Here is a 13513-nt window from a genome sequence, read left to right on the forward strand (position 1 = left end):
CCGCCTAACCTTCTATTTTCGTTAAATACAGTCTTTGTTCCAAAGTGCCCAGCGTCTGCACAATCATGCCCTGAATATAGTCAGCAGCGAAATCGTCTGACATTCTCACCCTTGGAATTGCAGGATAAGGCAGCGAGGCGCTGCATTTCTTCTCCACGGATAGAAGATGCTCTTCCTTCAGGAAGCTGCCGTACAGCACAACAATATCCGGATTCAGCACACTGCTGACAGCAGCCGCCAGCTTGGCAATTGCATCCGTAAGTGCCTCAAAAGAAGCAATCAGTCCGCCATCTCCCCAGGCAATGCCGAGCGGAATGTTGGCTACCTCTCCGGCGAAGCCGCGTTTCCCCTTATACAGCTTGCCTCCTATAAATATGCCGGCTCCCGGAGCGAAGCGGTCCGGAAAATACAAATAGACAACTGAAGCTGTCTCCTCCTTCATCCTTCGGCAATAGCCAATCACGGCAGCGTTGACATCGTTCTCGATCACAACAGGTTTGCCGTACCGCTGCCGGAAATGCTCTGCCACCGGAACACCGCGCAAGGCTTTGTAATCGGATACAACCATTAGGCCTTCTACTTCCGCACCAGGCAGGCCCAGCCCGATAGCCTGTATCAGGGGGTACATCTGCAGCGAGCTGTCAATCACCGCTTCAAAGGCCGCCAGATCGACGCCTGAGACCGCTGTATTATCCTCAAACAGTGTACGTCCGGCAAGTGTAACGACCGTTCTGTGAATGTAGATCACATCCTGCTCTTCATGCGTGAACAGAATCAGCGCCAGGGCATACTCGTCATTGTATATGTATTGCTGTGCAGGTCTCCCTCCGCTGGAGGACACCTGTGCTCCAGCCAGCACCTCATTCTGCGCTTCCAATAGCTGCAGCACAGTGCCCACTGTAACGACACTAAGGCCGCTAACTCCGGCAATCTGCCGTTTGGTTGCCTGCCCGTGTTCCTTCAGCACCTGCCGCACCAGGTTCATATTCACTTCGCGAATGACTAACGCATTGCCGCCAATCTTCTGCATCTGCTTTCACCTCGTTATAATAATACTTTAATAAAGTATTTTAATAAATGGTTATTTTGAAAAAAATTATTGAAATGTTGAAATAGCCCGGCAGAGAATCTCTGCCGGGCGGATAGGAACGATTGCTAATTATAGTGGTGCTTAGGTTAAGCCTTACAAATCAGGATGCTCATGTTTCGCTTTGAGACGGCTCCAGCGGCGCTGTACCTCATTCTCGAAGCTGCGCAGCGCAGGCTCGTTCTCCGGCTTCAGCAGATGGCGGGTTTTGCCCATAGTCTTCAGCCAGGCGGAGACTTCGATCCGTTTCTCCTTGTCTTCCGGGTTATACGTAATGTTGGTCATGCCCTGCTCTACTTCATAGAGCGGGAAGAAGCAGGACTCAACAGCCAGGGAGACGATATCTGTTCCGTCTTTGTCTTCACTCATCCAGTTGAGCGGGCAGGCGATCAGGATCTTGCCGTAGACGAGACCTTCATTCTGAGCATACCACTGAGCCTTCGCAGCCTTCTTCAGCAGATCCTGAGGATAAGCTTCACAGCCGGTGAAGACATAAGGAATATTGGTCGCAGCCATAATCTGCGCAGTATCCTTATGCTGGGTCAGCTTGCCCTGCTGGGTTTTGCCGATGCTCGAAGTTGAAGTACGGTGTCCAAGCGGTGTGGAATAAGACTGCTGTGCACCTGTATTCATATAGCCTTCGTTATCGTATTCCACGATGATCATCTTGTGGCCGCGCAGTGCAGCGCCGATCGCCGGACCCATACCAATGTCCATACCGCCGTCACCCGTTACCATAACGAAGGTGAAGTCATCCTGCAGCCCCAGGCCGTCCAGCTCGCCGCGGCGTTTGCGTTCCCAGAACATTTCGACCACACCGGACAGTGTAGCTGCACCGTTCTGGAAGAGGTTGTGGATGAACGTTGATTTATGTGACGAATAAGGATAGCCGGTAGTTGTAACCATGGCACAGCCGGTGTGATACAGCGCTACGATATCCCCTTCAATCCCTTTGAAGAACAGCTCAAGGCCTGAGAAAATACCACAGCCCGGACATGCACCATGTCCCGGAGACAAGCGTCTTGGCTTCTTCATCAGGGAGCGGATCGGCGGAATCTTCACGGCCAGCTTACCAGTTTCTTCATTCTTATTCACCGTAATCAGGCCGGTCTTCAACAGATCAAAGTTCATCGGCTTCAGCAGACGCTTCGGCGCATTCTCCGGCGCTCCCGGATTGTGGCCGTAGTAATCAAACGGCACTTCTACGCGGTCTGCTACCACGGCATCCATTGCGAGCTGGAAGAAATGATGGCCGTCTTCAGCATAGAAGTCTTTACCGCCCAGTCCGTAGATACGGCTGATTACCTTAGTGGTCGTGTTGCCGTACGTGAACAATGCAGCCTTGATTTCGTTAACCATGTTGCCGCCGTGTCCGCCGACGGAATCCGCACGGTCACCGACAGTGATGGCTTTGACGTTCTTCAGCGCTTCAGCAATCTGCTTCTGCGGGAAGGGGCGGATCATGTTCGGGGAGATGGCACCCGCTTTAATTCCTTGCAGACGCAGCTGGTCGACCACATCCTTGATAATCTCCGAAGCGGAGTTCATCAGGAATACGGCCACATCGGCATCCTCCATCCGGTACTGCTCGATCATCGGATAATGCCGGCCTGTCAGTACAGCGAATTCCGCTGCGATCTCTTCAAACACTTCACCGGCATTGTACATGGCTACCGACTGCTGATAACGGTTGTTGATATAATCCGGTTCATTCATATAAGGACCTACAGTAACAGGGTTATTGCGGTCCAGCGTATCGGTGAAGCCAACTGGCGGCTGCTCGCCTACGAACTTGTGAACATCCTCGCGGTGGGCAAAAGCCTGCACACGGCGCTTCTGGTGAGAAGTGAAATAACCGTCAGAAGCAACCATTACCGGAAGGCGGACCTTGGCATGCTCCGCAAGCTTCAATGCCATCAGGTTCATGTCGTAGACGGACTGCGGATCACGGCACATCAGGATCGGCCAGCCGGTGTTCAGGGCGAAATACAAATCGGAATGGTCACCGTGAATATTCAGCGGACCCGAGATCGAACGGCAGATCAGGTTCATGACCATAGGCATCCGCGTACCTGCTTGTACAGGCAGCTGCTCCAGCATGAACATATACCCTTGCGCACTGGTAGCATTGAACACGCGGCCGCCTGCTGTGGAAGCGCCGTAACAGATCCCGGCGGAGCTGTGCTCACCATCGGAAGGCACCAGCATAATATCATGCTGTCCGCTGGCTTTCATGGTATCGAGGAACTGGGCAACCTCCGTCGACGGGGAGATCGGGAAATACCCCATAACATGATAGTTAATCTGATGGGCGGCATAAGCAGCCATTTCATTGCCGGATTCATATAGGAATTTCTGCTCCACTTTGGCGGAGCCTACTTCTTTTTCATAATCAATAGCCACAATTCATTCCACCTTTCTTCCGAAATTTAGACTTGAGTAACCAGATCAAACGTATGCTTCACGGTATGGCTGTCTGCATAGCCTTCCTTCTCCCGGGTGCTGGAGAGCGCCGAGGTCGGGCAGGCGCCGATGCATTTCAGGCAGCCTTTGCAGTATTGATAGTCAATGCCGAGCAGGAACATCTGCGAACGGCCCTTGCGGTCCAGCCGCTCTTCCCAGACGAAGCATTGATCCGGACATACCGTGTCACACTGTGCGCAATTGATACAGGACTCATTCTCATACACCGGAAGCATACCGGAACGGGAGATGCTGAGGTTCTTCAGGAAACTGCCGCCCGGGTTCGTGATGGTGCCGCCTATCGGCTGAGTCTCGTAGCCGAGAGCGGAAATATCGGAGCGGACATACACCGGCATGCTGTCACCGGCAGCGAGCTCGAAATGCATGAATTTCACTTCATTATAACCACGGTCAAAGGTCGTAATGGCCGACTGGACCGCCTGCGGATATTTCTTGCCGAGCGATTTCTCAATAACGCCCTTCATAATATCGGTATCCAGGAACGGACAGAGCCGGAACAGCGCGCCTAGCATCGCCATATTCACGCGGTTCTTCTCTTTCAGTGCGATGCTGGTGGCATCGATTACTGCAATCGTACCGGCCTTCATCTTCAGCAGTTCTTTGAGTTCTTCCGGCGTCTTGGCCGAGTTCACAAGAACGGTACTGTGTTCATGAATTCCGCTGGTTACGTTAACGGTCTTGGCAAGCGCTTCGTGAAAAACACCGACAACATGCGGACGCTCTACCGGGGATGTATCACGGATATGAGTGTCCATATCGCAGAAACGGATATGAGCTTTAACCGCCGACCCCTTCTTCTCCGAACCATACGATGAAAAGCTGACGCCATTGAGTCCTGCGCCGACTACACCCGCTTCCGCGAGCATTTTACCGGCAAGGTTCGCTCCCAGGCCCCCAATAGATTCGAGACGAATCTCAAAGAAGCCGAGCTCATTTACTTTTGGCAATTGTACCACCGACATAACCCCTTTCTTAGTGTCAAGAAGAATAACATCCTTTTGACTTTTTCAACGATTGTAACTTGAAATTGCAAGCCGCGAAGTGACATATCTTGCATTATCCACGCTTTGGGAATCACAATTCTTTATGGATTTCAATGGATTTCTTTATACGCGACAGCGCGGCGTTACTTCAATAGAAGGTAATCTGCCATAAAAACGACAAATTGTGAAAATTGTGTGTAATTCCGCGTTTTCCCAAGGATGATGTGGAACCAATGTCACCCTTAATTTAGCAATAAAATTAAAAATTAAGATGTTAAATTTATCACAGAAATCATGATAAATGTCACAGGCGCCCATTATGAAAAAAGACGAAACCCGTGATCAGTGATCATCAGGATTTCGTCTTTGGATCATATCAAGAATAACAACGCTTAGTAAGTCCACCAGTTGCCGGACATCACGATCATGGAGAACAGCTTGATGCTGTCTTCATAATAATCCTCTGCCGCGCTGCCTGACGTATGGCTCCAGAGTGAATTCAGCCAGCTCTGGTTCCCTGATGAGGTCATTGCGCTTACGCCAAACGGAGCATAGAACGCACCGCTGTTGTAGCTGCCAAAGGTGGTTCCGTTCAGCTTGTAGCCGTCCTTGATGTTGCCCGGAGTACTGCTTACCTTGGTCTTGATCCAGCTGTTTAACTGATTCAGCTGTGACAAGGCGCGGTTATCGCCTGTGAGCAAATAATCGGTGGTAATCCGCCACGGTGTACGGCATGAATTGTAGTTATAATGGCCGTCGTTGGCGTCCTCCAGGAAATTCGCTGCGGCCGGTTTATAGGTGCTACTGGAGTAGACTACGAAATCCGGCAGCAGACCGGTGGTAGAGCTATAACCAGTATAGAGGCTGTTAATAATCGTATAAGTCTTATCCGTTACATTCTGCCAGCGGGCATCCCCGGTAGCGGACTGGAAGGCCTTCAAATGGCTGAGCATGAAATCGGAAGGACGGGTTGCTGTATTGTATGAACCACTGTTCGCCCAGTCCCCCAGGCGGATGGTCCACTGGGTCTGATTGATCTCATTATCCATGATTGCATTAATGATGCTGGTTGCTGCCTGCAAATAGTTAACTGTTCCCGTGCTTCCCCATTGTCTGTGAGCCAGCAGCAGCGAGTACGCAATATCCATATCACCGTCCGTTGCGGAATCCTCGCCTTCGATATTCTGGAAGCTGCTATTCTGTTTCCAGGACATCAGATAAGGATTGATGGAGCTTGGATGTGCTGTGTAATAATTGTAGAGTCCGTTATAGTACGTCTGCGCATTGGTGTCGTAACCGGCCATCAGGACAGTGAACAGCATGCCGTAGCCATGCGCTTCGGAGACGGTCTCACCGTCTGAATTATATTTGACATAATATTTGCCTGTCCCGGCCGGTTTGAGATAAGCGCCTTTCCAGGCATCCCATTTGGTCTTAACCGCATTATCCATAACCGTCTGTGTGACATTATTCGGTTTGATGGTTCCGGCCGTATAAGTCGTATGCTGCGGGAACGGTTTGTTCACTGCGGCGAAAGCGGACCCGGCAGGCAGGATAAAGAGCGCCAGACAAAGAAGCATCAGACTTTTCCAGTGCAGCTTGCGTTTCCCTTGCTTATTCATAACGCATTCACTCCTCATGATTTGGTGGATACGGCTTCGAATCCATTGCAATCACAAACGAACTGCCGTAGGAAAAGTTCACCTCCTCACATAGAGTATCCGCCTAACTGTCGCCGGGCTAAAGTTAAAGCGCTTTAACTTTAGCCCCAAAAAAAATAATTATTCCTGTAAAAATTGTATTTAAGAACATATTTAATATATTATTCCAGAGAGTTCGTGTCAATGAGCATATGGTCCTGCGTATTACATGTCTATGAAGATATACGCAGGGGGCAGGGGGATGAGCCTGCCTGTCTTCTGCCCTTCTGTCCTCGCCCCGGCAAAAAGCCCTCCCGGTCGTGGATTATCCACCAATTGAGAGGGCTAAGTATTAATAAGTCTATGCTTCTGTGGCGATCAGGCTAGTCCACATCAGGCATCATATGCTCCGCAATCAGCTGCTGCTTGCGGTTCCACAGCTGCTCGCTGAGATTCACGCGGAATACTTCAGGGTTCAGCTTACGCAGGTACTCCGGCCAGAACAGATCAAGCTGCTCCTGATGGTAGCGGCGGATCTCGTTCAGATCCGGCAGCTGATAGACCTGGAAGCCGTTCACCACAATCGGCTCCAGCATCGGCAGCGCCTCGTAGTGCTCCACATGTTTTCTCATATACGGATGCAGCGGATTGAACAGCTTGAGCCGGACACCGTTACGCGGCGCCTCTTCCCCGGAGAAGCTGATGTAATCCGCCAAAGCTTTGCCGTTCTGCCCGATAATGCGGTAAACGGCCTTTTTGCCGGGAGTCGATACCTTCTCGGGATTGGAGGAAATCTTGATTGTTGGAATCATCTCTCCGCTTGGAGATTCAATCTCGACCAGCTTGTAGACTCCGCCCAGAGAAGGCTGATCGGAAGCTGTAATCAGCTGGGTTCCAACCCCCCAAGTATCAATAGCCGCGCCTTGCGACTTCAAGTTCATGATCGTGTTCTCATCCAGGTCATTGGAGGCAACGATCTTCACATACTGCAGGCCGGCTTCATCAAGCATTTGCCGGGCTTTGCGGGACAGATAGGCCAAGTCACCGCTGTCGAGCCGGATGCCGTTCATCCGTTTGCCCTGCGCCTCCAGCTTCTTGGCAGTATTTATTGCATTCGGCACACCGCTGCGCAGGGTATCGAAGGTATCGACTAGCAGGGTAACGCCGTCCGGCATGACTCTGGCGTAAGCGTCGAAGGCTTCCTGTTCGCTCGGGAAGCTCTGCACCCAGGAATGGGCATGGGTGCCCTTCGTAGGAATGCCGAACATTTTGCCGGCCAGCATGTTGGAGGTCGCATGGAAGCCACCCACATACGCTGCACGGGCTCCCCATACGGCCGCATCTGCTTCCTGCGCACGCCGCGTCCCGAATTCAAGCAGCGTATCATTCGGAGCCACCTGCTTGATCCGGGAGGCCTTGGTCGCAATCAGCGTCTGGTAGTTCATGAAGTTCAGGATGGCTGTCTCCACCAGCTGAGCCTCCATAATCGTGCCTTCCACGCGGATCAGCGGCTCATCCGGGAAGACAAGCGCGCCTTCCTTCATCGAATGAATGCTGCCCTGGAAATGGAACTGCAGCAGCTCCTCCAGAAACGCCGGGGCATAATTCTCCTCCTGCTCCGACAAGTAGCGGATATCATCCTCTGTAAACCGCAGTTCAGCGATATACTGGGCGATCCGCTCCAGGCCTGCAAATACCGCGAACCCGTTGCCGAACGGCAGCTTGCGGAAATAAGCTTCAAACACAGCCCGGCGTTTGTGTGTGCCGTTAACCCAATGGGCGTACATCATATTAATCTGATATTTGTCTGTATGTAGAGCAAGTTCTCTCCTCAAGTCCTCATCTCCTAATAGTTGCACTGCTGTAGCGGGATCTGCAGTTGCTGTTGTGTTATATAATCCAAATTTCCCCTTCGTTCCTTACAGCTTTTGATATTATCTACGTTCAATTATATTTTTATCTATGTGGAAGCGACCACCTTCGCTCCGAGGCTGCCCCGGAAATGTCCCAGCGCCCAAGTGTGGCCGTCCGGGTTGAAGCTGGCTACCGCATCCTCGTGAACAATAATGCTGAATCCCAGATTGTACGCATCTACTGCCGTATGCAGCACACAGATATCCGTACATACTCCGATCAGGTGCAGCTCGGTAATGCCGCGTTCACGCAGCTTCAGCGCCAGATCCGTGCCGCTAAAAGCGCTGTAACGGGTTTTGTCCATCCAATAGATGGCTTCGCGGTTCGCTTCGTATACGGCCTTCAGGCTGCCGTAGAGCTCACGCCCCTGACTGCCCCGCAGATTATGCGGCGGGAATAACTTACTCTCCGGATGATATGGATCATCTGCTTCATGCAAATCTACAGCCATCACAACATAATCCCCGCTCTGCACGAACTGTTCCGTGAGCTGGCTAACCCTTGGTGCAATGTCGATACCGGGCTGCCCAACCGGCAGACTTCCGTCAATGAAATCATTGGTGAAATCAATTACGATGAGTGCTCTCATAAGCAGACCGCCTCCTAAAAGTGTTGTGAGCTTAAGCTTTCCTGCAGCTTAGGTATAAATCGATAATAAAGGTTCATGGTCCGTGAACATATAGAGCTGTGCCGGACGCTGGGAGTATTGATTGGAGCTGAGCGGATTGCCCGCTTCATCACTTACTTCCTTTAATATACCCTGCCGGCTGCGTGTTGACGTAATTTTACGGATAAAATTCGGTTCTTTGAATTCAGGCACGACCGTCTGGATCACCTGATACAGCTCACTCAGTGTGAAATGGCGCGGCAGAAACTGCCGTGCAATCGTAGTCTGCAGCATTTGCTGCTGAATCCGCAGATAAGCATCGGTAATAATATCATGGTGGTCAAAAGCCAGCTCCAGCTCCTCCAGCGCTTCCTGCAGGGTGAACAGGCCAACCTCACCTGCATCATCAGAGGCCTGCCGCTGCTCCAGCATCCACTCCTCGACCAGTGCAAAAAACGCATGGCTGATGATCCAGCCGCGCGGATCGCGCCCCGGCTTGCTGTAGACACCGAGATATTCCAAATGGCCGCCGTCTACGCCGGTCTCTTCCTTCAGCTCGCGCGTAGCCGCATCATAGATCGATTCATCTTCCTGGCAAAAGCCGCCCGGCAAGGCCCACATGCCTGCATAGGGCCATTTCTTGCGCCGGATCAGCATAACTTTCAGCTCCCGCAGCGGGAGTGTCTTCGTGACCGTCTTCCGTTCGCGTTTGGTCAGCGTAAACATGACAATATCCGCCGGAACGCCGTCCGGAGTGCGGTATTTTTTGGCGTTATAGGTTTGTTCCACGTTCTCGCTCACTTTAGATCATCCTTTGCCGCAGCTATATTTGCTGTTCGTATCTTTTAATGTACCAAACCTGTCCTCTTAAAATCAACCGCAGTTCGCGCTATATATGAAAAAGGGACGGATTCTCATCCGCCCCGGGGGTATTCAATTAGTCACCGCAAGTGGATGGAGGCGCTTCTGTGCCTGCTTCCACATTGATTTTGTCCGAGACGGTATCCCTGATGACGGAGATGACCAGCTGCAGCAGGTAGTTAATGTCGCTCTGGCTCTGCTGGAACTCATTCACGACCGGAATACTGTCGATTTCATCCTGCAGCACTTCGATTTCCTGTTCAATCTTGGCGACCATTGCCTGATTCTTGAAGCTCTCAAAGGCCACAATCTCCTTCTGCTTCTTCTTAATGGTAGCTATCAAACCCTGCACACGATCGTGATTCAGAATCTTCTGCTCGGCCTGCTGGAAATGCCGGACCTCTTCACTGGTGGAGATGAGTGTAGCCAGCTCCTTCGCTTTGCCCATAATATCCTCTCTTACGATTAAATCACGGGTGTTGTGGGTCTGCATGCCGTATTCATTCAAACGCGCTTCTTCCTGGCTCATTCTTCTCGCCCCATTTCTCTATAATTAGACGACTGCTGCGGCTTCCGCCAGATAGTCCCCTTTGATGTACCATGTCTTCGTACTGGTAATTCTCACCTGCACCATCGTGCCGATCAGTGACGGCGGGCCTTCGAAATGCACCAGCTTGCTGTCACGGGTACGTCCGGCGAGTACATTGACGTTGTTCTTGCTCTCGCCTTCCACCAGCACCTCGACCAGCTTGCCGAGCATCCGCTCGTTCCCCAGCCGGCTCTGCTCTTTGATCAGATCGTTCAGACGCTGCAGGCGTGCGCTCTTGACCTCTGCCGGAACGTTATCTTCCATTGCAGCAGCCGGAGTACCTTCACGCGGAGAATAAATGAAGGTATATGCCATATCATACCCTACTTCGCGCACCAGCGACAGTGTCTCCTCGAACTGAGCTTCAGTTTCACCGGGGAATCCGACGATAATATCTGTAGTCAGCACCGCATCCGGCACACCTGCTTTGATCTTGCGGACCAGCTCCAGATAAGCTTCACGGGTATATTTGCGGCTCATCCGCTTCAGTACTGCTGTGCTTCCCGACTGCACCGGCAGGTGAATATGCTCCACCAGATTACCGCCTTTGCCGAGCACATGAATCAATTTATCGTCAAAATCACGGGGATGCGACGTCATGAAGCGGATACGCGGAATATCGATCCCCCGCATGTCGTCCATCAGGTCCCCGAATGTATAGTCTATGTCCGTAAAATCCTTCCCGTAGGCGTTTACATTCTGCCCCAGCAGCGTAACTTCCTTGAACCCCTGGCGGGCCAGCTCGCGGACTTCGGCAATGACATCTTCAGGACGCCGGCTGCGCTCCTTGCCCCGTGTAAACGGCACAATGCAGTATGTACAGAACTTGTCACAGCCGTACATAATATTCACCCAGGCGCGCAAACCCTCTCTTTTCTTCGGCAGATTCTCAATAATGTCGCCTTCCTTGGACCAGACCTCGATCACAAGCTCCCTGCTGAACACCGCTTCCTTAATCAGCTCCGGCAACCGGTGGATATTATGCGTACCAAAAATCATATCCACGAAACCATACCGGTTCATGATCCGGTTAACAACGCCTTCTTCCTGGGACATGCAGCCGCAGATCCCGAGCAGCAGCCCCGGCTTCTCCAGCTTGAGCGATTTGAGATGGCCCAGCTCTCCGAACACCTTATCTTCCGCATTCTCGCGGATTGCACATGTATTTAATAGAATAAGATCAGCATCTCTGCGGTCATCAGCCGGCCGGTAACCCAGTTGCTCCAGCATACCCTTCATCGTTTCGGTATCATGCTCATTCATTTGGCAGCCGTAGGTGGTGATATGATAGGTTTTGCCTTGGCCGAAATCCTCCATCTCCGGCGGAATCTCGAAATGGTAGAGCACCTCGATCTCTTCCTTGCCGCGGCGCTTGCCTTCCCTGTAATCGGGCTGGCTGTTTATCTGAACGTTTCTTCCTTTTATGCGATAGGTGGTCTTGCCCTCTTGCTCACTTATCACTTTAGCATCGGTAAAATCAAAATACTTGGAGTAATCCTTGCCCTTGGTGGAGTTGAAGTCCGCTGAGTTCCGGTTCTCCTTCGTCATCAGATTTACACTTCCTTTATAAGTAATTCATGAATTCAGATACACCCGCAATCAATTCAAAATTATATCACAGATAAGGATAATCTAACCATCTAATCCATTGATCCGATTCAGCCTTTTGTACAAAAATTCTGGATTTGGGCCGGCAGGATGAGGAAAATGTGCTATGCGAAAAAATTTCCTGAATGACAAAAAAAAGCCCGCGACAAGGCAGAGCTTTTCCTGAATCTTACGTTTAATGATGCGGCATAAGCTCTTGGATACTGTACTTCTCCACTCCATTTCCTGTTTGCACCAGAACCTGAATATCCGGCGCATAACGTACCAGCATCTCCCGGCAATTGCCGCATGGAGGAAGCAGAATCCCTCCCTCGCTTTGCGTTCTGGTTGCAACGATGGTCTCGAATTCCCGTTCCCCTGCCGTAATCGCAGCACCGATGGCAATAAACTCTGCACAGGAGCCATGAATGGAATAGAGATTCACTCCTGTATATACTTTGCCATTAACGCAGCGTACTGCTGCACCTACCGTGTGACGTTCATTCACTTCATCAAAGTTGCGGTCTATTACCTTAATGGCTTCCTGGATCAGTTCCAGATCTCTCTGCTCAACTTGCATTGTATTAGTCTCCTTATGTATCAATTTCACTCACTTCCTTATAATACTAAATATTCTTAATATTTCATCGAAGAATATCACTGCATCCTTCCATTCTATCCACAGCAATAAGCCCGGCCCAAGCTTATGGTTCCGGACTTATTCATTAAACACTGCTTGCCATAACCGGGCTCAGCCTCCAAGCCTATAGATCAGAATCGATGCATTGGAGTTGATCTGTGTTCCTCCAGCTAAGGTCTGCAATGTGACTGCTGCGGCACTGGAATGGTTCCTTAAAGTGATTACATCACCAGTGACTGCAGAGATAATCACCATACCCGGATTAGGCTGGGTTCCCGCTCCTGAACCGTAGACGCTGCCTCCTACTGGAGCACCATTCAGATACAAAGTGAACTGATTCGCTTCAACTGCATTGACAATGAAGATTACCGCATAATCTCCGGAATTCTCCACGTTAATAGCGGCTGTATTAGGGGTATGGCTGAAGCCGACAAGACTCTCATTGCTGTCAAAAGTAACATCCGCTTCGGTCGCGACACTCTGGGCACCTGTGTTGAAAATATAGGCATAGGACGATGAAACACTGCCTGTGGCTCCAGTAGCACCCGGTAATCCCGTCGCGCCTGTACCCCCTGTCAACCCTATAGCACCCGTCAACCCCGTAGCACCGATAGTCCCTGGCAATCCTGTAGCTCCTGTAGCTCCTGTAGCACCCGTAAACCCTGTAGCTCCCGTAGCTCCTGTAGCTCCCGGTAATCCCGTAGCACCCGTCAACCCCGTGGCTCCGGTTGCGCCAGTGATCCCTCCCCCGGTTTCACCCAGTAACTCCTGGGATACCAGCCGGTGTGCGGTCACCAGCTGTCCTGCGGCATTTTTGCCCCATACGGACACCTGGGCTTCGGGTTCTGCGCTTCCTGTTGTGCTGAACACAAACTCGAATGCGTCCAGATCCGCAAAGTAATCCCTGGTGATCACCTGAAACGGTCCGACACTTAATTCTTCTTGCACATACAAGGTACGGAATCCAATCAGGCTGTAGCCCAAGATAAGAACATCGAATTCTTCGGTTGTATTGCGGCCGTCTATTTTGACCGTTACCGATTGAGTCGGGCGGGCACCTGTGCTGTTTACCACATTGTTCTCGATAGGTCCCGTCGATAGAATCGCCATATCTCACTCTC

The 13513-nt window shown here is 51.3% G+C and carries 11 protein-coding genes; all 11 read right to left on the reverse strand.

Translation table 11 applies throughout. The features are described 5' to 3' along the window. Positions 1 to 4: 4 nt before the first annotated feature. Entirely contained in the window at positions 5 to 1030 is a 1026-nt protein-coding gene (locus tag P40081_RS20135) for an ROK family transcriptional regulator (RefSeq protein WP_042137957.1), read from the reverse strand. 153 nt (positions 1031 to 1183) lie between these two features. Continuing rightward, positions 1184 to 3490, reverse strand: a complete 2307-nt coding sequence (locus tag P40081_RS20140; RefSeq protein ID WP_042137959.1) for a thiamine pyrophosphate-dependent enzyme — start codon at positions 3488 to 3490, stop codon at positions 1184 to 1186. A gap of 26 nt (positions 3491 to 3516) precedes the next feature. Continuing rightward, the gene (locus tag P40081_RS20145) at positions 3517 to 4527 is read right to left on the reverse strand and encodes a 2-oxoacid:acceptor oxidoreductase family protein (protein WP_042137960.1); all 1011 of its coding nucleotides are present in this window, start codon (positions 4525 to 4527) and stop codon (positions 3517 to 3519) included. Positions 4528 to 4946: 419 nt separating this feature from the next. Further along, the gene (locus tag P40081_RS20150) at positions 4947 to 6176 is read right to left on the reverse strand and encodes a family 8 glycosyl hydrolase (protein ID WP_042137963.1); all 1230 of its coding nucleotides are present in this window, start codon (positions 6174 to 6176) and stop codon (positions 4947 to 4949) included. A 401-nt stretch (positions 6177 to 6577) separates the two neighbouring features. Next, positions 6578 to 8029 (reverse strand): nicotinate phosphoribosyltransferase, encoded by a 1452-nt coding sequence (locus P40081_RS20155; RefSeq protein WP_076242884.1) that lies wholly within the window; start codon positions 8027 to 8029, stop codon positions 6578 to 6580. 125 nt (positions 8030 to 8154) lie between these two features. Further along, complete coding sequence (locus tag P40081_RS20160) at positions 8155 to 8697, reverse strand: cysteine hydrolase family protein (RefSeq protein ID WP_042137965.1); 543 nt, start codon at positions 8695 to 8697, stop codon at positions 8155 to 8157. A 48-nt stretch (positions 8698 to 8745) separates the two neighbouring features. Continuing rightward, entirely contained in the window at positions 8746 to 9516 is a 771-nt protein-coding gene (locus tag P40081_RS20165) for an NUDIX domain-containing protein (RefSeq protein ID WP_039304691.1), read from the reverse strand. Between the two features lie 136 nt (positions 9517 to 9652). Further along, positions 9653 to 10105 (reverse strand): YlbF/YmcA family competence regulator, encoded by a 453-nt coding sequence (locus P40081_RS20170; RefSeq protein WP_039304693.1) that lies wholly within the window; start codon positions 10103 to 10105, stop codon positions 9653 to 9655. 24 nt (positions 10106 to 10129) lie between these two features. Then, the gene (gene miaB / locus P40081_RS20175) at positions 10130 to 11713 is read right to left on the reverse strand and encodes a tRNA (N6-isopentenyl adenosine(37)-C2)-methylthiotransferase MiaB (protein ID WP_042137967.1); all 1584 of its coding nucleotides are present in this window, start codon (positions 11711 to 11713) and stop codon (positions 10130 to 10132) included. 235 nt (positions 11714 to 11948) lie between these two features. After that, entirely contained in the window at positions 11949 to 12332 is a 384-nt protein-coding gene (locus P40081_RS20180; protein WP_042137969.1) for a cytidine/deoxycytidylate deaminase family protein, read from the reverse strand. Positions 12333 to 12503: 171 nt separating this feature from the next. Next, positions 12504 to 13502, reverse strand: coding sequence for a BclA C-terminal domain-containing protein (locus tag P40081_RS20185; RefSeq protein WP_081970042.1), 999 nt, complete (start codon positions 13500 to 13502; stop codon positions 12504 to 12506). Positions 13503 to 13513: the final 11 nt, after the last annotated feature.

This window comes from Paenibacillus sp. FSL P4-0081 (assembly GCF_000758565.1).
GTDB classification, from domain to species: Bacteria; Bacillota; Bacilli; order Paenibacillales; family Paenibacillaceae; genus Paenibacillus_AQ; species Paenibacillus_AQ phytohabitans.

Bases quoted from the DNA above. Each gene is read 5' to 3' on its own strand.
- P40081_RS20135 (WP_042137957.1), bottom strand. From the start codon at position 1,030: ATGCAGAAGATTGGCGGCAATGCGTTAGTCATTCGCGAAGTGAATATG.
- P40081_RS20170 (WP_039304693.1), bottom strand. From the start codon at position 10,105: ATGAGCCAGGAAGAAGCGCGTTTGAATGAATACGGCATGCAGACCCAC.
- P40081_RS20185 (WP_081970042.1), bottom strand. From the start codon at position 13,502: ATGGCGATTCTATCGACGGGACCTATCGAGAACAATGTGGTAAACAGC.
- P40081_RS20180 (WP_042137969.1), bottom strand. From the start codon at position 12,332: ATGCAAGTTGAGCAGAGAGATCTGGAACTGATCCAGGAAGCCATTAAG.
- P40081_RS20150 (WP_042137963.1), bottom strand. From the start codon at position 6,176: ATGAATAAGCAAGGGAAACGCAAGCTGCACTGGAAAAGTCTGATGCTT.
- miaB (WP_042137967.1), bottom strand. From the start codon at position 11,713: ATGACGAAGGAGAACCGGAACTCAGCGGACTTCAACTCCACCAAGGGC.
- P40081_RS20160 (WP_042137965.1), bottom strand. From the start codon at position 8,697: ATGAGAGCACTCATCGTAATTGATTTCACCAATGATTTCATTGACGGA.